This is a genomic window from Pseudomonas sp. BT-42-2 (assembly GCF_025847435.2).
In the GTDB taxonomy this organism is placed as follows: Bacteria; Pseudomonadota; Gammaproteobacteria; order Pseudomonadales; family Pseudomonadaceae; genus Aquipseudomonas; species Aquipseudomonas urmiensis.
On sequence record NZ_JAOYTM010000012.1, the window covers coordinates 109,428 to 128,467 of the forward strand.

Sequence of the window (19,040 nt, forward strand, 5' to 3'; positions counted from 1 at the left end):
GCCGTCGGCATTGATCCATGTCCACCATAGCAGACAACCTTTGCGCGCTCGCCGCACGCATCAGCCAGGCAGCGCAAGCCTGCGGGCGCGATCCAGCCAGCATCCAGTTGCTGGCCGTGAGCAAGACCAAGCCCGCCGCCGCCGTACGCGAGGCCTACGCTGCCGGCGTGCGCGACGTCGGTGAAAACTACCTGCAAGAAGCCCTGGCCAAGCAGCAAGAATTAACCGACCTGCCCTTGACCTGGCACTTCATCGGCCCCATCCAGTCGAACAAGACTCGTGCAATTGCCGAACATTTCGACTGGGTACATTCCGTGGATCGCCTGAAGATTGCCCAACGCCTGTCAGAGCAACGCCCTGCCGAGCTGCCAGCGCTGAACATCTGCCTGCAAGTCAACGTCAGCGGCGAGGACAGCAAGTCTGGCTGCGCAGCGGCCGACCTGCCGGCGCTGGCCGCTGCCGTTGCGGCCTTGCCCGGCCTGCGTCTGCGCGGACTGATGGCGATCCCCGAACCGACTGATGACCGCGCCGCCCAAGAAGCTGCCTTCGCTCGCCTGCGTGAGCTGCAAGAGCAACTCAAGCTCGGCCTGGACACCCTTTCTATGGGCATGAGCCACGACCTGGAAGCGGCGATCGCCCAGGGTGCGACCTGGGTACGCATCGGCACCGCCCTGTTTGGCGCGCGTGATTACGGGCGCGCCTGAAACCATGCTTTACTCACTCTTTCCCTCAAGGACCTGACATGAGCAACACACGTATTGCCTTTATCGGCGCCGGCAACATGGCCGCCAGCCTGATCGGTGGCCTGCGTGCGCAGGGCCTGGATGCCACGCAGATCCGCGCCAGCGACCCGGGCGCCGAGACCCGCAGTCGCGTCCACGCCGAGCACGGCATCGAGGTATTCGAAGACAACGCCCAGGCTGTCGCTGACGCTGAGGTGATCGTCCTGGCGGTCAAGCCACAGGTCATGAAAAGCGTCTGCCAGGCCCTGCAGCCGAGCCTGCACGAAGGCCAGCTGATCGTTTCCATTGCCGCCGGCATTACCTGCGCCAGCCTGCAAGATTGGCTGGGCGCGCGCCCGGTGGTGCGCTGCATGCCCAATACGCCGGCGCTGCTGCGCCAGGGCGTCAGCGGCCTGTACGCCACCGCCCAGGTATCGCCTACGCAACGCCAGCAGGCCCAGGAGCTACTCTCGGCCGTGGGCACTGCCTTGTGGCTGGACCAGGAGCAGCAACTGGACGCGGTCACCGCTGTGTCGGGCAGTGGCCCGGCGTACTTTTTCCTGCTGATCGAGGCCATGACCGCTGCTGGCGAGAAACTCGGCCTGCCACGCGAGACAGCCTCCCAGCTGACCCTGCAAACCGCTTTGGGCGCCGCACACATGGCCGTGGCCAGTGATGTCGACGCTGCCGAACTGCGCCGCCGGGTGACCTCGCCAGCCGGCACCACCGAGGCGGCAATCAAGTCTTTCCAAGGCAACGCTTTCGAGGCCATCGTGGAACAGGCGCTGCAGGCTGCGGCGACCCGTTCCGCCGAGTTGGCCGAACAATTGGGCAAATAAGGAGCTGTTGATGAATGCACTGTCCGGCGCCGCGATCTTCGTGGTGCAAACCCTGGTCAGCCTGTACCTGGTGATCGTCCTGCTGCGCTTCGTCCTGCAGCTGGTCAAGGCCGACTTCTACAACCCGCTGAGCCAGTTCGCGGTGCGCGCCACCCAGCCGCTGCTCAAGCCGATCCGCCGGATCATCCCTAGCATTGCCGGCCTGGACACCTCGTCGCTGTTGCTGGCGATCCTGATCCAGGCGTTGCTGATGGCCTTCGTGCTGATGGTCAGCTACGGCACTTTCGGCGATGTCCTGCACCTGCTGCTGTGGGCGATCATTGGCATCACCTCGCTATTCCTGAAGATCTTCTGGGTGGCGATGATCGTCATGGTGATCGTTTCCTGGGTCGCGCCTAACAGCCACAACCCCGCTGCCGAGCTTGCCTACCAGATCAGCGAACCGGTGCTGGCGCCGTTCCGCCGCCTGGTGCCGAACCTGGGCGGCATGGACATTTCGCCGATCTTCGCCTTCCTGGCGATCCAGGTGATCCAGTGGTTCGTCATGCCGCCATTGGCTACCTATGCCGGCATGCCGCAAGAGCTGTGGCGGATGATTTGACCCGCATCCCCCCAGCGGCAAGCCTTTGCTTGCCGCTGGGGGGAGTGCTCTTTAGACTTACGCCTCCGTCAAGCGTGAGCAGGGTCGATGTCCACTGTCCTTCCCGAAGATTCCGTCGGTCTGGTAACACCGCAGATCGCCCGGTTCGATGAACCGCTGGCCCTGGCCTGTGGCCGATCGCTGGCCAGCTACGAGCTGGTCTATGAAACCTATGGCACGCTCAACAGCACGGCCAGCAACGCTGTGCTGATCTGCCATGCGCTGTCCGGCCATCACCATGCCGCGGGCTACCATGCCGACACCGACCGCAAGCCCGGCTGGTGGGACAGCTGCATTGGCCCCGGCAAGCCGATCGATACCAATCGCTTCTTCGTGGTCAGCCTGAACAACCTCGGCGGCTGCAATGGCAGCACCGGTCCGAGCAGCGTCAACCCGGCCACCGGCAAGCCCTATGGCGCCGACTTCCCGGTGCTGACCGTGGAAGACTGGGTGCACAGCCAGGTGCGCCTGGCCGACCGCCTGGGCATTGGCCAGTGGGCCGCGGTGGTCGGCGGCAGCCTGGGTGGCATGCAGGCGCTGCAATGGACCATCACCTACCCGGATCGAGTGCGTCACTGCGTCGACATCGCCTCGGCGCCGAAACTGTCGGCACAGAACATCGCCTTCAACGAGGTGGCGCGCCAGGCGATCCTCACCGACCCGGAGTTTCACGGCGGCTCGTTCCAGGACCAGGGCGTGATCCCCAAGCGCGGCCTGATGCTGGCGCGCATGGTTGGCCACATCACCTACCTGTCGGACGACTCGATGGGTGAGAAATTCGGTCGTGAGCTCAAGAGCGACAAACTCAACTACGACTTCCACAGCGTGGAATTCCAGGTCGAGAGCTACCTGCGCTATCAAGGTGAGGAGTTCTCCGGGCGCTTCGACGCCAACACCTACCTGCTGATGACCAAGGCCCTGGACTACTTCGACCCGGCCGCAGCGCACGCTGGCGATCTTGCCGCGACCCTGGCCCACGTTAGCGCCGACTACTGCATCATGTCGTTCACCACCGACTGGCGTTTCTCGCCGGCCCGCTCGCGGGAGATCGTCGATGCCCTGATGGCGGCGCGCAAGAACGTCTGTTACCTGGAGATCGACTCCCCCTACGGGCACGATGCCTTCCTGATCCCCACGCCTCGCTACATGCAGGGATTCTCGAACTACATGAACCGCATCGCCATCTGAGGACAGCATGAGAGCCGACCTGGAAATCATCCACGACTGGATCCCCGCCGGCAGCCGGGTACTTGACCTTGGCTGCGGCAACGGCGAGCTGCTGGCTTCGTTGCGCGACCGTAAAGGCGTTACCGGCTACGGCCTGGAAATCGACGCCGACAACATCGCCGCCTGCGTGGCCAAGGGCGTCAACGTCATCGAGCAGGACCTGGACAAAGGCCTGGGCAACTTCGCCAGCAACAGCTTCGACGTAGTGGTCATGACCCAAGCGCTGCAAGCCGTCGAGTATCCCGACCGGATTCTCTCGGAGATGCTGCGAGTGGGCCGCGAGTGCATCATCACCTTCCCCAACTTCGGCCACTGGCGCTGCCGTTGGTACCTGGCGACCAAAGGCCGCATGCCGGTCTCGGACTTCATGCCGTATACCTGGTACAACACGCCGAACATTCACTTCTGTACCTTCGCCGACTTCGAGAACCTGTGCCACGAGCACCGGGCCAAGGTTCTCGACCGTTTGGCGGTCGACCGTTTGCACCGTAATGGGTTGGGCGGGCGGGTATGGCCTAATCTTCTAGGTGAGATCGGCATCTATCGCCTCAGCAGTCCGGGCCTGACGGAACATCAGGTCGCGGTCTGATCTGCCCACCCCGGAGGAATGGCACCATGCGTCGTCTAGCTCTTTTCCTGATCAGCCTGTGCCTGGCCTTGCCAGTGCTGGCTGCCGATGCTGCCAAGCCTGAGCGCAAGCAGGACTTCGGCGACGTCACGGTGCACTACAGCGCCTTTACCTCGAGCATGCTGCAGCCAGAGATCGCCGACGCCACCGGCCTGATCCGCAGCAAGAATCAGGGCGTACTGAACATTGCCGTGCTCAAGGCCGGCGAGCCGGGCATGGCGGTGGTCAGCGGCACCGTCAAAGACCTGACCGGACGCAGCAGCCCACTGTCGTTCAAGCAGATCGCTGACAAGGGCGCGGTGTACTACATCGCGCAGTTCAAGATCGACCAGGCAGAAACCCTGACCTTCGACTTGAACATCGAGACTGGTGGCGTCAGTCATAAACTCAGCTTCAACCAGGAAGTGTTCCCAGGCGAATGATGAATTTCCAGCAACTCGTATTGGCCAGCCATAACGCTGGCAAGCTCAAGGAACTCCAGGCCATGCTCGGCCCGTCCGTGCAGCTGCGCTCGATCGGTGAATTCAGCCAGGTCGAGCCGGAAGAGACCGGCCTGTCGTTCGTCGAGAACGCCATCCTCAAGGCCCGTAACGCTGCGCGTATTTCCGGCTTGCCGGCGCTGGCAGATGACTCGGGGCTGGCGGTGGACTACCTTGGCGGCGCACCGGGGATCTACTCGGCTCGCTACGCTGACGGCAAGGGCGACGCGGCGAATAACGCCAAGCTGCTCGACGCCCTCAAGGATGTCCCGGACGATCAGCGCGGCGCGCAATTCGTCTGCGTCCTGGCCTTGGTTAGGCATGCCGACGACCCGCTGCCTATCCTCTGCGAAGGCCTGTGGCACGGCAGCATCCTGCATGCCGCCAGCGGCGAACACGGCTTTGGCTATGACCCGCTGTTCTGGGTTCCGGAGCGCGAGTGCTCCAGCGCCGAGTTGAGCCCTGTCGAAAAGAACCAGCTCAGCCATCGTGCCCGCGCCATGGTCCTGCTGCGTCAGCGTTTGGGACTGGCATGACCGAAAAGCCGTCCATCCAGCTGCTCCACCCCGGAGCGGCTGGGGCCAGTCTGCATGTGCCACGCCTGGCGCTGCCGGAACTGCCGCCGCTGTCGCTGTACATCCATATCCCCTGGTGCGTGCGCAAGTGCCCTTACTGCGACTTCAACTCGCACCAGGCCGGCCCACAGCTGCCGGAGGCTGAATACGTCGATGCGCTGCTGGCCGATCTCGATCAAGAGCTGGCTGCCGTTCAGGGCCGACCGCTCAGTTCGATCTTCTTTGGTGGCGGCACGCCAAGCCTGTTCAGCGCCGATGCACTGGGGCGCCTGCTGCGCGGGGTGGAGCAACGTATCCCGTTCGCCGCGGATATCGAGATCACCCTAGAAGCCAACCCCGGGACCTTCGAGCAGGACAAGTTCAAGGCCTACCGGCAGACCGGTATCAATCGGCTGTCGATTGGCGTGCAGAGCTTCCAGCCAGCCAAGCTTCAGAAGCTGGGCCGCATCCATAATGGCGACGAAGCAATTCGGGCAGCCGGCATGGCCCGTGCAGCGGGCTTCGACAACTTCAACATGGACCTCATGCACGGCCTGCCTGAGCAGTCGCTGGACGACGCCCTGGGCGACCTGCAACAGGCCATCGACCTCGGCCCCACGCACTTGTCCTGGTACCAGCTGACCGTGGAGCCGAACACAGTGTTCTGGAACCAGCCACCGGAGCTGCCCGAAGACGATATTCTTTGGGACATCCAGGAAGCCGGCCAGGCGCTGCTCGCCCAGCACGGCTTCGCTCAATACGAAGTCTCCGCCTACGCCCAACCAGACCGGGCAGCGCGGCACAACCTCAATTACTGGCGCTTTGGCGACTTCATCGGCATTGGCGCGGGTGCCCACGGCAAGCTGTCGTTCGCTGATGGGCGCATCCTGCGCACCTGGAAGACCCGCCTGCCCAAGGACTACCTGAACCCGGCCAAGCCGTACAAAGCTGGCGAGAAGCTGCTGCCAGTCGATGAGCTGCCGTTCGAGTTCCTGATGAACGCCCTGCGCCTGACCCACGGAGTGGAAGCCGAGCTGTTCAGCCGCCGTACCGGCCTGCCGTTGGAGCAGCTTGCCCAAGCCCGGCGCGAGGCCGAACAAAAGGGCCTTTTGCAGGTCGAACCGGATCGACTGGCCGCTACCCCACGCGGCCAGTTGTTCCTCAATGACCTGCTGCAGTATTTCTTGACCTAAGGATGACCCATGGACCTGGTACTTGACCTGCTTGCGACCGTATCGCGCTGGAGCCGCAGCAATTTGTCGGAGATTTCCCTGGCCCTGGTAGGCTGCCTGCTAGTGCTGTTCGGCACTGATATCAAGGCATGGGTAGAACAGCGTCTGGGCGGCCTGGCTGGTGCGCTGCGTGTGCCGTTCATGGCACTGCTGGTGATGATCGGCAGTGGCGCGGCGCTGATCTATGCGACGCCGTGGGTGGTGAAGGGGCTGAGCCAGTTCAACAACTATGCGTTGGCGCCAGTGCTCTTGGTGGTGCTGGTGTTGATTGGCGTGGTGGCTGATCGGCGGGGATGAAGCCAGCGCGCGGGATAGGCCAACGCCACCCCCTGTAGGAACGGGCTTGCCCGCGAATAGGCCGGTACATACCCATTGATGGAAGGCGAGGGCTTTGCCCTCGTTCGCGGGCAAGCCCGCTCCCACAAGGGCCAACGCAATCAGTTAGCTGGCATTCATTCTGCTGAGGCCTGATCAAAAAAAACCGCCCCTCGTAGGGCGGTTTTTTTACTTGTACTACAGCAGGTTCTGCCATCCAAAGGCCGGCTAGGCAGCCCAGCGATCAGCTCAGCTTCTCGAACTTCAAGTCCCACACTCCATGCCCGAGTCGCTCGCCGCGGCGTTCGAACTTGGTGATCGGGCGTTCTTGCGGGCGCGGCACATAAGCACCATCGGCCGCCTGGTTGCGGTAGCCCGGCGCGGCGCTCATCACTTCCAGCATGTACTCGGCATATGGCTCCCAGTCGGTAGCCATATGGAATACACCGCCCGGCTTGAGCTTGCGGCGCACCAGCTCAGCGAACTCCAGCTGGACGATCCGGCGCTTGTGATGGCGCGCCTTGTGCCATGGGTCGGGGAAGAACAGCATCAACCGATCCAGGCTGTTGTCGGCCACACAACGGTTAAGCACTTCGATCGCGTCGCAGTCGTACACACGCAGGTTCTTCAGACCCTGGGTCAGCACGCCATTGAGCAGCGCGCCAACACCTGGACGGTGGACTTCGACACCGATGAAGTCCTGCTCAGGCGCGGCAGCAGCCATCTCCAGCAACGAATGGCCCATGCCAAAGCCGATCTCCAGGGTGCGCGGCGCCGAGCGACCGAACACCTGGTCGTAGTCCACTGGGCTGTCAGCCAGGGGCAGGATGAACAGGGGGCCGCCCTGGTCCAGACCACGTTGCTGGCCTTCAGTCATGCGCCCGGCGCGCATCACGAAACTCTTGATGCGGCGGTGTGGGCGCTCTTCGCCGTCGGCGGTGATCGGCGTTTCTTGCGATTCAGTCATCAGGGGCTCTTACTTGATCAGACCATCCAGCGGCGACGAGGCGCTGGCATAGAGTTTCTTCGGCATGCGCCCGGCGAGATACGCCAGACGACCAGCGACGATTGCGTGTTTCATGGCTTCAGCCATCAGCACCGGCTGCTGAGCGTGGGCAATGGCGGAGTTCATCAGCACAGCCTCACAGCCCATTTCCATGGCAATGGTGGCGTCAGAGGCGGTACCCACACCTGCGTCGACCAATACCGGTACCTTGGATTCTTCGAGGATGATCTGCAGGTTGTACGGGTTGCAGATGCCCAGGCCGGTACCGATCAGGCCTGCCAGCGGCATGACCGCGATGCAGCCGATCTCGGCCAACTGACGGGCAATGATCGGATCGTCGCTGGTGTAGACCATCACGTCGAAACCGTCCTTGACCAGCACTTCGGCGGCCTTGAGGGTTTCGATGACGTTAGGGAACAGGGTCTTCTGGTCGGCCAGTACTTCGAGCTTGACCAGGTTGTGGCCATCGAGCAGCTCGCGGGCCAGGCGGCAGGTACGCACGGCTTCGACGGCGTCGTAGCAGCCTGCGGTGTTCGGCAGGATGGTGTAGCGATCTGGTGGCAGCACGTCGAGCAGGTTCGGCTCGCCCGGATTCTGGCCAAGGTTGGTGCGGCGCACAGCAACGGTGACGATCTCGGCACCCGAGGCCTCGATGGCCAGGCGGGTTTCTTCCATGTCACGGTACTTGCCGGTGCCGACCAGCAGGCGCGACTGGAAAGTGCGCCCGGCCAGGGTGAAGGGCTTGTCGCTACGAACGTTGCTCATCTGTGTTCCTCTGGAAAGGTTGCGGGGCGTTCCGTGAATTGCCGGGGCAGGCCTAGCCGCCACCAATGGCGTGGACCACTTCGACCTGGTCACCCTCGCTGAGCTGGGTGCTGTCGTGCTGGCTGCGCGGCACGATATCCAGGTTGAGTTCCACCGCCACCCGGCGACCGGTCAGCTCCAGCCGGGCGAGCAAGGCGGCAACGCTCTCGCCAGCGGGCAATTCGTAGGGTTCACCGTTCAGTTGAATGCGCATGCGCACGGCCACCATTGTTCTTTGGGGCCCGCATTCTAGCCCCGATCCACCGTTGAACCCAAGGGTGGCGGGCACCATTAGTCGCGATTGTGGACCAGTCGGTCAGCCCAGACGCCAGGCTGCCAGGCCCAGGCACAGCCAGCCCGCGAGGAAGCACAGGCCACCGATCGGGGTAATGATGCCCAGCTTGCCCAAGCCGCTCAGGGTCAACAGGTACAGGCTACCGGAGAACAGCACGATGCCCAGCGCGAACAGACCGCCGGCCCAGCCCACCAGGCGCCCCGGCAGGTGCGCGGCGAGCAGCGCAACAGCAAAGATCGCCAAGGTATGCACCAGTTGATAGGTCACCCCGGTATGAAAGATGGCCAGGTACTCGGCGCTGAGACGGTTTTTCAGACCGTGGGCAGCGAACGCACCCAGCGCGACACCGGTGAATCCGAAAAACGCGGCGAGCATCAGGAAGCTGCGAAGCATGGGGACGACTCCTCGGAAGGGGTCTGTATAATGGCCCCTTCCATCGGTCCGGCCAAGCCATCGCCATGCTGTCATCTTTTTTCCGCCGCGTTGTCCGCGCCCTGCTCTGGTTTGCTGCTGGCAGCATCGTGCTGGTTCTGGTGCTGCGCTGGATACCGCCACCGGGCACGGCGCTAATGGTCGAGCGCAAGGTGCAGTCCTGGTTCAGTGGCGAGCCGATTTACCTGCAGCGCGACTGGGAGCCGTGGGAGCGCATTTCCGATGACCTGAAAGTGGCGGTGATTGCCGGCGAAGACCAGAAATTCGCCAACCACTGGGGCTTCGACATTCCAGCGATCCAGGCTGCACTGGCGCATAACGAGCGCGGTGGCAACATTCGCGGGGCCAGTACCTTGACTCAGCAGGTGGCCAAGAACCTGTTCCTGTGGTCGGGGCGCAGCTGGTTGCGCAAAGGGCTGGAGGCCTGGTTTACCGCATTGATCGAGCTGTTCTGGTCGAAGGAGCGGATCCTTGAGGTGTATCTGAACAGCGTCGAATGGGGGCCAGGGGTGTTTGGCGCCCAAGCGGCGGCGCGTTATCACTTTGGCGTGGATGCCAGCCGCCTTACTCGCCAACAGGCTGCGCAATTGGCGGCGGTGCTGCCGAGCCCACTCAAGTGGAATGCTGGCCGGCCCAGCGCCTATGTCGCGAGCCGGGCCGGGTGGATTCGGCGGCAGATGAGCCAGTTGGGCGGCACCAGCTACCTGATGCAGCTGGAGGCTTCGCGGGGGCCTTGAGGCTCTATCGCGGGGCAAGCCCGCTCCCACGTTCTGTCTGGCACGTTCAGTCTCTCGTGGGAGCGGGCTTGCCCCGCGATAGCACTGGCACTGCCCCAAAAAAAACCGCCTGCCCCATAAGGGACAGGCGGTTTTTTAACAGTCTGGCAACCAATCAGATGGTAATCAGCGCCTTGACCTTGTTCATCGCGTTCTTCTCCAGCTGACGAATACGCTCAGCCGACACGCTGTACTTCTCTGCCAGCTCATGCAGCGTGGCCTTTTCTTCGGCCAACCAGCGCTGATAGAGGATGTCCCGGCTACGCTCGTCCAGGCCACTCAAGGCCTCGTGCAGGTTGCTGGTGGAGTTGTCGCTCCAGTCGGCATCCTCAAGCTGCATGGCCGGGTCGTAGCGGTGGTCTTCCAGGTAATGCGCAGGCGACTGGAAGGCGCTGTCGTCATCAGCCTCTGCGGCGGGATCGAAGGCCATGTCCTGACCGCTCAGGCGGCTTTCCATCTCGCGCACTTCACGTGGCTCGACGCCGAGGCTCTCGGCAACCCGATGCACTTCGTCGTTGTTCAGCCAGGCCAGGCGTTTCTTCTGGCTACGCAGGTTGAAGAACAGCTTGCGCTGGGCCTTGGTGGTAGCCACCTTGACGATGCGCCAGTTGCGCAGGATGAATTCGTGGATCTCGGCCTTGATCCAGTGCACCGCGAAGGACACCAGACGCACGCCCATTTCCGGGTTGAAGCGTTTTACCGCCTTCATCAGGCCAACGTTGCCTTCCTGAATCAGGTCGGCCTGGGCCAGGCCGTAGCCGGCATAGCTGCGCGCGATATGCACGACGAAACGCAGGTGGGCCATTACCATTTGCCGAGCGGCCTCAAGATCCTGCTCGTAAAAGAGACGCTCGGCCAGTTCACGCTCCTGCTCGGGCGTCAGCAGGGGAATGCTGTTGACCGTGTGCACATAGGCTTCCAGGTTTGCCCCGGGAACCAAAGCATATGCAGGCTGCAACGAAGTGGTCATTCAAGAACCTCCGACTCACTGGACTCGTGCCTTGTGGGCACTGCCAACATTGACCAGGAACCGCGAAACAAGTTCCCAGACCGGTAAGAAAGTCAATGCTGGCGAAAAAACATTATCGTGGGGCCAGCTCATTCAAGTGGCGGGCCACCGCGATCCATGCACCGATATACCCTAACAACACTGCACCAATCAAGAGCGATAGACCATCGGACGCTGGCACTCCGCCAAGTGCGAAATCACTACCATACAGGCCAGAAAGGCCGACTACCGCGTCGTTGAGCCAGTCCAGCCCGAACGCCAGGATGCCCCAGGCCAACAGCCCGGCACCCAGCCCATACAGCGCCCCCATGTACAAAAAAGGCCGGCGCACGTAGCTGTCCGTGCCGCCTACCAGCTTGATCACTTCGATCTCGACACGGCGGTTTTCAATATGTAGACGAATTGTGTTACCGATTACTAACAGCAAGGCAGAAATCAGCATCACAGCCAGGCCGAAGACAAACCGATCGCCCAGCTTGAGAATCGCCGCCAGACGCTCGACCCAGACCAAATCGAGCTGCGCCACTTCAACCCGTGGCAGCTCCGAAAGACGCTGACGCAGGGCTTCCAAAGCGGGCTTGTCGACTTCGGTAGGGGTCACCACGACGACACCCGGCAAGGGGTTGTCCGGCAACTCACGCAGTGCTTCGCCCAGGCCGGACTGTTGCTGGAACTCTTCCAACGCCTGCTCGCGGCTGACGTATTGGGCATCGGCCACCCCAGGCATGCCCTTGATTTCATCACGCAGGGCCTCGCCTTCGCGGCTACCGGCATCGAGCTTCAGGTACAGCGAAATCTGTGCAGCACGCTGCCAGGAACCGCCCAGTTGCTCGACATTCTTCAGCAGCAGCGACAGGCCCATCGGCATGCTCAAGGCCACGGCCATCACCAGGCAGGTGAAGAAACTACCGATAGGCTGCTTGCCCAGTCGGCGCAGGCTGTCGGCCAGGCTCGCCCGGTGGCTTTCCAGCCAGGCATTGAACAGGGTGCGAAAATCCGGGCCGTCGTCATCGTGGCCGCCGCGCTTCTTGCTCGGCTGCGGATCAGCAGGCTTGGGCGCGACGCGCTCGGAAACCTTTGGTGTACGTGTGGTGCTCATTGCCCGGCCTCCCCATCGCCGATCAGACGGCCGCGTTGCAGGGTCAGCATGCGGTGACGCATGCGCGCGATCAGGGCCAGGTCGTGACTGGCGATCAATACCGTGGTGCCCAGGCGATTGATGTCCTCGAACACGCCCATGATCTCCGCCGCCAGGCGTGGATCGAGGTTACCGGTCGGTTCGTCAGCCAGCAGCAACGCTGGCTGATGGACGATGGCGCGAGCAATACCGACCCGCTGCTGCTGGCCAGTGGACAAGTCTGCCGGGAACAGCTCGCCTTTGTCGCTCAACGACACGCGCTCGAGCGCCGAATCCACACGCTTGGCGATCTCGGCCTTGGACAAGCCGAGAATCTGCAGCGGCAGGGCGATGTTGTTGAATACCGTGCGATCGAACAGTAACTGGTGGTTCTGGAACACCACGCCGATCTGCCGACGCAGGAACGGGATCTGCGAATTGCTGATCTGGCCAAGGTCTTGCCCTGCCAGCAACAGTTTGCCGCTGGTCGGACGCTCCATGGCCAGCAGCAGGCGCAGCAAGGTGCTCTTACCGGCGCCAGAGTGGCCGGTGACGAACAGGAACTCGCCCCGGCGCGCGCGGAAACTCAGTTCATGCAGGCCGACGTGGCCATTTGGGTAGCGCTTGGCAACCTGTTCGAATCGAATCATGAATGCTCCCGCTCGGCAAACAGGGCTTTGACGAAAGGCTCGGCCTCGAAGGTGCGCAGATCGTCGATGCCTTCACCGACGCCAATGAAGCGAATCGGCAGCCTGAACTGCTTGGCCAGGGCGAAGATCACCCCGCCCTTGGCGGTGCCGTCCAGCTTGGTCAGGGCCAGGCCGGTGAGCTCGACGCTCTGGTTGAAGTACTTGGCCTGGCTGATAGCGTTCTGGCCGGTACCGGCATCGAGCACCAGCAGCACTTCGTGCGGTGCATCGGCATCGAGCTTGGCGATGACCCGGCGGACCTTCTTCAGCTCTTCCATCAGGTTGTCTTTGGTATGCAGGCGACCGGCGGTATCGGCGATCAGCACATCCGCGCCACGGGCCTTGGCGGCCTGCACGGCGTCGAAGATCACCGAGGCCGAATCGGCACCGGTGTGCTGGGCGATGACCGGAATCTGGTTACGCTCGCCCCAGACCTGCAACTGCTCGACAGCCGCGGCGCGGAAGGTGTCGCCAGCAGCCAGCATGACTTTCTTGCCATCGAGCTGCAGCTTCTTGGCCAGCTTGCCGATGGTGGTGGTCTTGCCGGCGCCGTTCACGCCGACCACGAGGATCACGTAGGGCTTGTTCTGCGCTTCGACTTTCAGCGGCTGCTCGACCGGGCGCAGCAGTGCGGCCAGCTCTTCCTGCAGCGACTTGTACAGTGCGTCAGCGTCGGCCAGCTGTTTACGGGCAACCTTCTGGGTCAGGTTCTGGACGATGGTCGAGGTGGCCTCAACCCCAACGTCAGCGGTCAGCAGGCGGGTCTCGATCTCGTCGAGCAAGTCATCGTCGATGACTTTCTTGCCCAGGAACAGGCTGGCCATGCCTTCGCCGATGCTGGCACTGGTCTTCGACAGGCCTTGCTTGAGGCGAGCGAAGAAGCCGAGCTTGGACTGCTCATTGGCAACCACCGCTGGAACCTGCTCAGGTTCAGGCTCGGCGGCGGTCGGCGCGGCTTCCACAGCAGGCGTTGGCTGCGCCACGACAACTGGCTCAGGCTCGGGCTCAGCTACGGCAGCAGTGGCAACAACAGGCTCGACAGGCTGCGGCTCGCTGATCGGAGCCACGGCGACAGCTTCAGGCTGCAGCGCAGCAGGCTCGGGCGCCTGCACCACCGGGGCCACAGGTTCGACAGCCGGGCGCAGCGGGATCGCCGGGGGCTCCATAGGCTCAAGGTCAGGAACCAGCGCCACAGGCTCTTCGGCCACCGGCAAAACCAGCGAGCTGACAGGGGTGTGAGCCGGCTCGGCAGTCGGCGTCACGGTCGCGGCCACAGGGTTCTGTGGTGGCTGCTCGATTTCTGCGGCTGGCGAGCTCTGCACAGGGGCAGGCTCGGGCTGCGTCACCTGCGCGTCCGGAGCAGGCTGCTCGACGGGCACAATCGGCTCGGCAGCCTGAGGCTCAGGCGTTTGCGGCTGTTCGGCGACAGGTTGCTGCGGTTTCTTGCGGAACCAGCCGAACAGGCCTTTCTTCTCGCCAGCCTCGGCCGGCGCTTTTTTGTCGTCGTTGGAACCAAACATGGAAGACGGCTATCTCAGGGTAGCGATGGGCCATTAGCGGCGCATCTGGAATTCTCTATCACGCAGAACAGACTATCTTGAATCCGGCTGGTTCATGCGCAACGTTTTGTCGTAGGTCCTGCGGGCCAGAACGGCGACAGGCATGGTCGCCAGGCAACCGGATCAGTATCCTAGCACCTCCTGGCCCGCCGACGCTAAACCGAAGCGGGCCGCCGTACAGGTTAATCAACGTATGAATGCTCTAGCCCGCCGTGCCGCTGGCCTGTTGCTCAGCACGCTCTGCCTGCCGCTGGCAGCCCTCGCCGCCGATCCGCAACCGACCCACGAGTTCATCCTCGATAACGGCCTGAAAGTGGTCGTGCGCGAAGACCATCGCGCGCCAGTGGTGGTCTCGCAGATCTGGTACAAGGTTGGTTCCAGCTACGAGACCCCGGGCCAGACCGGTCTGTCGCATGCACTCGAACACATGATGTTCAAAGGCAGCGCCAAGCTTGGCCCTGGTGAAGCCTCGCGCATCCTGCGTGATCTGGGCGCGGAAGAAAACGCCTTCACCAGTGACGACTACACCGCTTATTACCAGGTTCTGGCCCGCGATCGCCTGCCGGTCGCCCTGGAGCTTGAGGCCGACCGCCTGGCCAGCCTGCGTCTGCCGGCCGACGAATTCAGCCGCGAGATCGAGGTCATCAAGGAAGAGCGCCGCCTGCGCACCGACGACCAGCCCAATGCCAAGGCGTTCGAGCTGTTCAGCGCCATGGCCTACCCGGCCAGCGGCTACCACACCCCAACCATCGGTTGGATGGCCGACCTGGACCGCATGAAGGTCGAGGAGCTGCGTCACTGGTACGAGTCCTGGTACGCGCCGAACAACGCCACCCTGGTAGTGGTCGGCGATGTCACCGCCGCTGAGGTCAAGGGGCTGGCGCAAAAGTACTTCGGTGCCATTCCCAAGCGTACGGTGCCGCCTTCCAAGCTACCGCTGGAATTGGCCGAGCCTGGCCTGCGCCAACTCACCCTGCATGTGCGCACCCAACTGCCGAACCTGATCTACGGCTTCAACGTGCCAGGCCTGGCAACTGCCAAGGACCCACGTAGCGTGCACGCCCTGCGCCTGATCTCGGCACTGCTCGATGGTGGCTACAGTGCACGCATGCCCGCGCGCCTGGAGCGCGGCCAGGAGCTGGTGGCCGGTGCATCTTCCGGTTACGACGCCTTCACCCGCGGCGACAGCCTGTTCCTGATCTCGGCCACGCCAAACGTGCAAAAGCAAAAAACCCTGGCGGATGTGGAAAAAGGCATCTGGCAACTGCTCGACGAGCTCAAGACCACCCCGCCGACTGCCGAAGAGCTCGAGCGCGTGCGCGCCCAGGTCATCGCCGGGCTGGTGTACGACCGCGACTCCATCAGCAGCCAGGCCACCACCATTGGCCAGCTGGAAACCGTCGGCCTGTCCTGGAAGCTGATCGACAGCGAACTGGATGAGCTCAAGCGCGTGACCCCGCAGGACATCCAGGACGCCGCCCGCACCTATTTCACCCGCGAACGCCTGAGCGTTGCCCATGTACTGCCCGAGGAGTCCGCTCATGAGTGATCGCAGCGCCCCACGCTATACCCTGATCGGCCTGGGCATCGTCGCGCTGGTAGTGGCCGCAGCCTTCCTGCTGGCCCGCCCTGCCCAATCGGACAACGCGGGCAAGGCCGACAGCGCCGCCGCCCGCCCGACCAATACCCTGCAATCGCTGGCCGAGCTGGACGGCAAGACGCCCAGCCGACGCGAGCTGAACATCCAGAATTGGACCACCGCCGAAGGCGCGCGGGTGCTGTTCGTCGAGGCCCGTGAGTTGCCGATGTTCGACCTGCGCGTGACCTTCGCCGCCGGTAGCAGCCAGGATGGCGACGTCCCTGGCCTGGCCACCTTGACCAACGCCATGCTCAACGAAGGGGTCGCTGGCAAGGACGTGACCGCCATCGCCGAAGGCTTCGAAGGCCTGGGCGCGGACTTTGGCAACGGCTCCTACCGGGACATGGCGGTCGCTACCCTGCGCAGCCTCAGCGCCCCGGACAAACGTGAACCGGCACTGAAACTGTTCGCTGAAGTTGCCGGTAAGCCGACCTTCCCCACCGACGCCCTCAAGCGCATCCAGAACCAGCTGTTGGCCGGTTTCGAGTACGAGAAGCAGAATCCAGGCAAGATCGCTGGCAAGGCGCTGTTCGCCAACCTGTATGGCAGCCACCCCTACGCGCACCCGAGCGACGGCACCGCCCAGAGCATTCCTGGGATCACCCAGCAACAGCTGCGCGATTTCCATGCCAAGGCCTATGCCGCAGGCAATGCGGTGATCGCCTTGGTCGGCGACCTGAGCCGTAGCGAAGCCGAAGCCATCGCCGCTCAAGTCTCCGCCGCGCTGCCTAAAGGTGCCGCCCTGGCCAAACCAGCCGAGCCGAGCGAGCCCAAGGCCGGCGTTACCCATATCGACTTCCCGTCCAAGCAGACCCACCTGATGCTCGCCGAGCTGGGTATCGATCGTCAGGATCCAGACTGGGCTGCGCTGTCGCTGGGCAACCAGATCCTCGGTGGCGGTGCCTTCGGCACCCGACTGATGAGCGAAGTGCGGGAAAAACGCGGCCTGACCTACGGCGTCTACTCGGTGTTCAGCCCGATGCAGGTGCGTGGCCCGTTCATGATCAACTTGCAAACCCGCGCCGAACTGAGCGAAGGCACTCTCAAGCTGGTGCAGGATATCCTCGCCGACTACCTCAAGAATGGCCCGACCCAGCAAGAGCTGGACGATGCCAAACGCGAACTGGCCGGCAGCTTCCCGCTGTCCAATGCCAGCAACGCCAGTATCGTCGGCCAGCTGGGCGCTATTGGCTTTTACAACCTACCGCTGACCTGGCTCGAAGACTTCATGCAGCAGTCGCAGAGCCTGACCGTCGAGCAGGTCAAGGCAGCCATGAACAAACACTTGGCGGCGGACAAACTGGTGATCGTCACGGTTGGCCCGAAAGTGCCGCAAAAACCACTGCCACCGCCTACTGACAAACCCGCCGAGCAGCCGCTTGGCGTACCGGAGCATTAATGGCCAAGCCATCCACCCCCGCTCGCGCCGCCCAGGGCGCGAGCCAAGGCCAGGGCCACCTGCGCATCATCGCTGGCGAGTGGCGTAGCCGCCGCCTGGCGGTGCCCGCAGGCCCGGGCCTGCGCCCAACCCCTGATCGCGTGCGCGAAACCGTGTTCAACTGGCTCGCCCCCTACATCGAGGGCGCCCAGGTGCTCGACGCCTTCACCGGCAGCGGCGCCCTGGTCCTCGAAGCGTTGTCACGCGGCGCCGAAGATGCCGTGGCACTGGACAGCAACCCGGCAGCCATCAGCAACCTCAAGGACAACCTGGAACTGCTGCGCTGCCCGCGCGGGCAGATCCTGCAGACCGATGCCCTGCGCTATCTGGACGGCGAGGCGAAAAAGCAGTTCGACGTGGTGTTCCTCGACCCACCGTTTCACCAGGACCTGTTGGCCAACACCTGCAACCTGCTCGAACAGCATCAGTGGCTACGTGAGCGCGCCTGGATCTACACCGAAAGCGAAGCCGCGCCATCCTCGCTGCAGATGCCAGCCAACTGGCGCCTGCACCGCGAGAAGAAAACCGGCCAGGTGCATTACGCGTTGTGGCAACGCGGCTGATTGCCGACCAATAGCGTAGGTACAGCGGCGGTGTTCCATGGCACTCTAGGCAGGCACACAAAGAGTCGCCCAGCATGCCCAGCCTCACCGCCACGTTCCGCCCCGCCACCGGGATTTCCAACCCCCACCTGCAAACCTTGTGGGGGCCGCTCTGGCGCAAGATGCCCGAATTGCAGCGCAGCCGAGAGCGGCTCTGGCTGGCCGATGGCGACTTCCTCGACCTCGACTGGCACGGCCCGCATCAGCATGACGCACCGCTGGTACTGGTGCTCCACGGCCTGACTGGCTCATCCAACTCACCCTATGTCAAAGGCTTGCAGCAAGCCTTGCTGGCGCGTGGCTGGGCCAGTGTCGCGGTGAACTGGCGCGGCTGCTCGGGCGAGCCGAACCTGCTGGCCCGCAGTTATCACTCCGGCGCCAGCGAAGACCTCGCCGAAGCCATTGGCCACCTGCGTGCCCAGCGGCCACTGGCGCCGCTGTATGCAGTTGGCTATTCATTGGGCGGCAATGTGTTGCTCAAGTATCTGGGTGAAAGCGGCTCGGCCAGCCAACTGCAGGCAGCGGTAGCGGTGTCGGTGCCGTTTCGTCTGGACGAGTGTGCCGACCGCATCGGTCAGGGCTTCTCCAAGGTCTACCAGGCGCACTTCATGCGTGAAATGCTCGCCTACGTGCAGCACAAGGAGCGGCATTTGCGCGCTAACGGCCACCAGGAAGGGTTGGCGGCGCTGGAGCGCCTCGGCACTCTGCGCAATTTGCGCACGTTCTGGGATTTCGATGGCAAGGTGACCGCGCCGCTCAACGGCTTCCGCGATGCGCACGATTACTACCGGCGCTCATCGAGCCGCTATTACCTGGGCGAAAATCGTACGCCGACGCTGATCATTCATTCCAGCGACGACCCGTTCGTGTTCAGCCACAGCTTGCCCACGGCGGACGAGCTGGCGCCGCAGACGCACTTCGAGCTGCACAGCCGTGGCGGGCATGTCGGATTTGTCGACGGCAGCCTGCGCAATCCGGGGTATTACCTGGAGCGACGGATTCCGCAGTGGCTGGTAGAGGGAGGCTGAGCCCGAATCG

General features: G+C 63.3%; 22 protein-coding genes. 14 read left to right on the forward strand and 8 right to left on the reverse strand.

Annotated elements, in window-relative coordinates:
• The first annotated feature begins 17 nt into the window (after positions 1-17).
• The 9 genes from OIU19_RS15170 to OIU19_RS15210 all read left to right on the forward strand — a co-directional run bounded on the left by OIU19_RS15170 (position 18) and on the right by OIU19_RS15210 (position 6,618).
• A complete protein-coding gene (locus tag OIU19_RS15170; protein WP_264235686.1) occupies positions 18-704 on the forward strand; it encodes a YggS family pyridoxal phosphate-dependent enzyme in 687 nt (228 codons plus the stop codon).
• 38 nt (positions 705-742) lie between these two features.
• A complete protein-coding gene (gene proC, locus OIU19_RS15175) occupies positions 743-1,561 on the forward strand; it encodes a pyrroline-5-carboxylate reductase (protein WP_264235687.1) in 819 nt (272 codons plus the stop codon).
• 10 nt (positions 1,562-1,571) lie between these two features.
• Complete coding sequence (locus tag OIU19_RS15180) at positions 1,572-2,162, forward strand: YggT family protein (RefSeq protein ID WP_264235689.1); 591 nt, start codon at positions 1,572-1,574, stop codon at positions 2,160-2,162.
• 87 nt (positions 2,163-2,249) lie between these two features.
• Complete coding sequence (locus OIU19_RS15185; RefSeq protein WP_186556557.1) at positions 2,250-3,389, forward strand: homoserine O-acetyltransferase; 1,140 nt, start codon at positions 2,250-2,252, stop codon at positions 3,387-3,389.
• A gap of 7 nt (positions 3,390-3,396) precedes the next feature.
• Positions 3,397-4,017: a methionine biosynthesis protein MetW gene (metW, locus tag OIU19_RS15190; protein ID WP_186556556.1), complete on the forward strand. Its 621-nt coding sequence runs from the start codon at positions 3,397-3,399 to the stop codon at positions 4,015-4,017.
• Between the two features lie 26 nt (positions 4,018-4,043).
• A complete protein-coding gene (locus tag OIU19_RS15195; RefSeq protein ID WP_264235690.1) occupies positions 4,044-4,478 on the forward strand; it encodes a DUF4426 domain-containing protein in 435 nt (144 codons plus the stop codon).
• Positions 4,475-5,071: an RdgB/HAM1 family non-canonical purine NTP pyrophosphatase gene (gene rdgB, locus OIU19_RS15200; RefSeq protein WP_264235691.1), complete on the forward strand. Its 597-nt coding sequence runs from the start codon at positions 4,475-4,477 to the stop codon at positions 5,069-5,071. Before OIU19_RS15195 ends, rdgB begins: the two co-directional genes overlap by 4 nt.
• On the forward strand, positions 5,068-6,282 hold the full coding sequence (hemW, locus tag OIU19_RS15205; protein WP_264235692.1) for a radical SAM family heme chaperone HemW: 1,215 nt from the start codon (positions 5,068-5,070) through the stop codon (positions 6,280-6,282). Before rdgB ends, hemW begins: the two co-directional genes overlap by 4 nt.
• A gap of 9 nt (positions 6,283-6,291) precedes the next feature.
• Entirely contained in the window at positions 6,292-6,618 is a 327-nt protein-coding gene (locus tag OIU19_RS15210; RefSeq protein ID WP_016393360.1) for a DUF3392 domain-containing protein, read from the forward strand.
• A 262-nt stretch (positions 6,619-6,880) separates the two neighbouring features.
• On the opposite strand, the gene trmB is transcribed toward OIU19_RS15210, so the two are convergent.
• From trmB to OIU19_RS15230, 4 genes are all read right to left on the reverse strand, one after another.
• On the reverse strand, positions 6,881-7,603 hold the full coding sequence (trmB, locus tag OIU19_RS15215) for a tRNA (guanosine(46)-N7)-methyltransferase TrmB (RefSeq protein ID WP_186556553.1): 723 nt from the start codon (positions 7,601-7,603) through the stop codon (positions 6,881-6,883).
• A gap of 9 nt (positions 7,604-7,612) precedes the next feature.
• Entirely contained in the window at positions 7,613-8,407 is a 795-nt protein-coding gene (locus OIU19_RS15220; protein WP_186556552.1) for a thiazole synthase, read from the reverse strand.
• 52 nt (positions 8,408-8,459) lie between these two features.
• Complete coding sequence (thiS, locus tag OIU19_RS15225; RefSeq protein WP_099814494.1) at positions 8,460-8,660, reverse strand: sulfur carrier protein ThiS; 201 nt, start codon at positions 8,658-8,660, stop codon at positions 8,460-8,462.
• 102 nt (positions 8,661-8,762) lie between these two features.
• Positions 8,763-9,134, reverse strand: a complete 372-nt coding sequence (locus tag OIU19_RS15230) for a DUF423 domain-containing protein (protein WP_264235693.1) — start codon at positions 9,132-9,134, stop codon at positions 8,763-8,765.
• Positions 9,135-9,199: 65 nt separating this feature from the next.
• On the opposite strand from OIU19_RS15230, the gene mtgA reads away from it, so the two are divergent.
• Positions 9,200-9,910 (forward strand): monofunctional biosynthetic peptidoglycan transglycosylase, encoded by a 711-nt coding sequence (gene mtgA, locus OIU19_RS15235; RefSeq protein ID WP_264235694.1) that lies wholly within the window; start codon positions 9,200-9,202, stop codon positions 9,908-9,910.
• Positions 9,911-10,064: 154 nt separating this feature from the next.
• Here the strand turns inward: mtgA and rpoH are convergent, their stop codons facing one another.
• The 4 genes from rpoH to ftsY all read right to left on the reverse strand — a co-directional run bounded on the left by rpoH (position 10,065) and on the right by ftsY (position 14,284).
• The gene (gene rpoH, locus OIU19_RS15240; RefSeq protein WP_264235695.1) at positions 10,065-10,919 is read right to left on the reverse strand and encodes an RNA polymerase sigma factor RpoH; all 855 of its coding nucleotides are present in this window, start codon (positions 10,917-10,919) and stop codon (positions 10,065-10,067) included.
• A gap of 112 nt (positions 10,920-11,031) precedes the next feature.
• Complete coding sequence (gene ftsX / locus OIU19_RS15245) at positions 11,032-12,057, reverse strand: permease-like cell division protein FtsX (RefSeq protein WP_264235696.1); 1,026 nt, start codon at positions 12,055-12,057, stop codon at positions 11,032-11,034.
• Entirely contained in the window at positions 12,054-12,725 is a 672-nt protein-coding gene (gene ftsE, locus OIU19_RS15250; RefSeq protein WP_186556547.1) for a cell division ATP-binding protein FtsE, read from the reverse strand. The genes ftsX and ftsE overlap by 4 nt, the downstream gene beginning before the upstream one ends.
• The gene (ftsY, locus tag OIU19_RS15255) at positions 12,722-14,284 is read right to left on the reverse strand and encodes a signal recognition particle-docking protein FtsY (RefSeq protein WP_264235697.1); all 1,563 of its coding nucleotides are present in this window, start codon (positions 14,282-14,284) and stop codon (positions 12,722-12,724) included. The genes ftsE and ftsY overlap by 4 nt, the downstream gene beginning before the upstream one ends.
• Positions 14,285-14,516: 232 nt before the next feature.
• On the opposite strand from ftsY, the gene OIU19_RS15260 reads away from it, so the two are divergent.
• The 4 genes from OIU19_RS15260 (at position 14,517) to OIU19_RS15275 (ending at position 19,030) form a co-directional block, all read left to right on the forward strand.
• Complete coding sequence (locus OIU19_RS15260) at positions 14,517-15,872, forward strand: pitrilysin family protein (protein WP_264235698.1); 1,356 nt, start codon at positions 14,517-14,519, stop codon at positions 15,870-15,872.
• Positions 15,865-17,361, forward strand: a complete 1,497-nt coding sequence (locus OIU19_RS15265; protein WP_264235699.1) for a pitrilysin family protein — start codon at positions 15,865-15,867, stop codon at positions 17,359-17,361. Before OIU19_RS15260 ends, OIU19_RS15265 begins: the two co-directional genes overlap by 8 nt.
• Positions 17,361-17,963 carry a 16S rRNA (guanine(966)-N(2))-methyltransferase RsmD gene (gene rsmD, locus OIU19_RS15270; RefSeq protein WP_264235700.1) on the forward strand — a complete coding sequence of 201 codons (603 nt, stop codon included), beginning with the start codon at positions 17,361-17,363 and terminating at the stop codon, positions 17,961-17,963. The genes OIU19_RS15265 and rsmD overlap by 1 nt, the downstream gene beginning before the upstream one ends.
• A gap of 74 nt (positions 17,964-18,037) precedes the next feature.
• The gene (locus OIU19_RS15275; RefSeq protein WP_264235702.1) at positions 18,038-19,030 is read left to right on the forward strand and encodes a hydrolase; all 993 of its coding nucleotides are present in this window, start codon (positions 18,038-18,040) and stop codon (positions 19,028-19,030) included.
• Positions 19,031-19,040 lie beyond the last annotated feature (10 nt).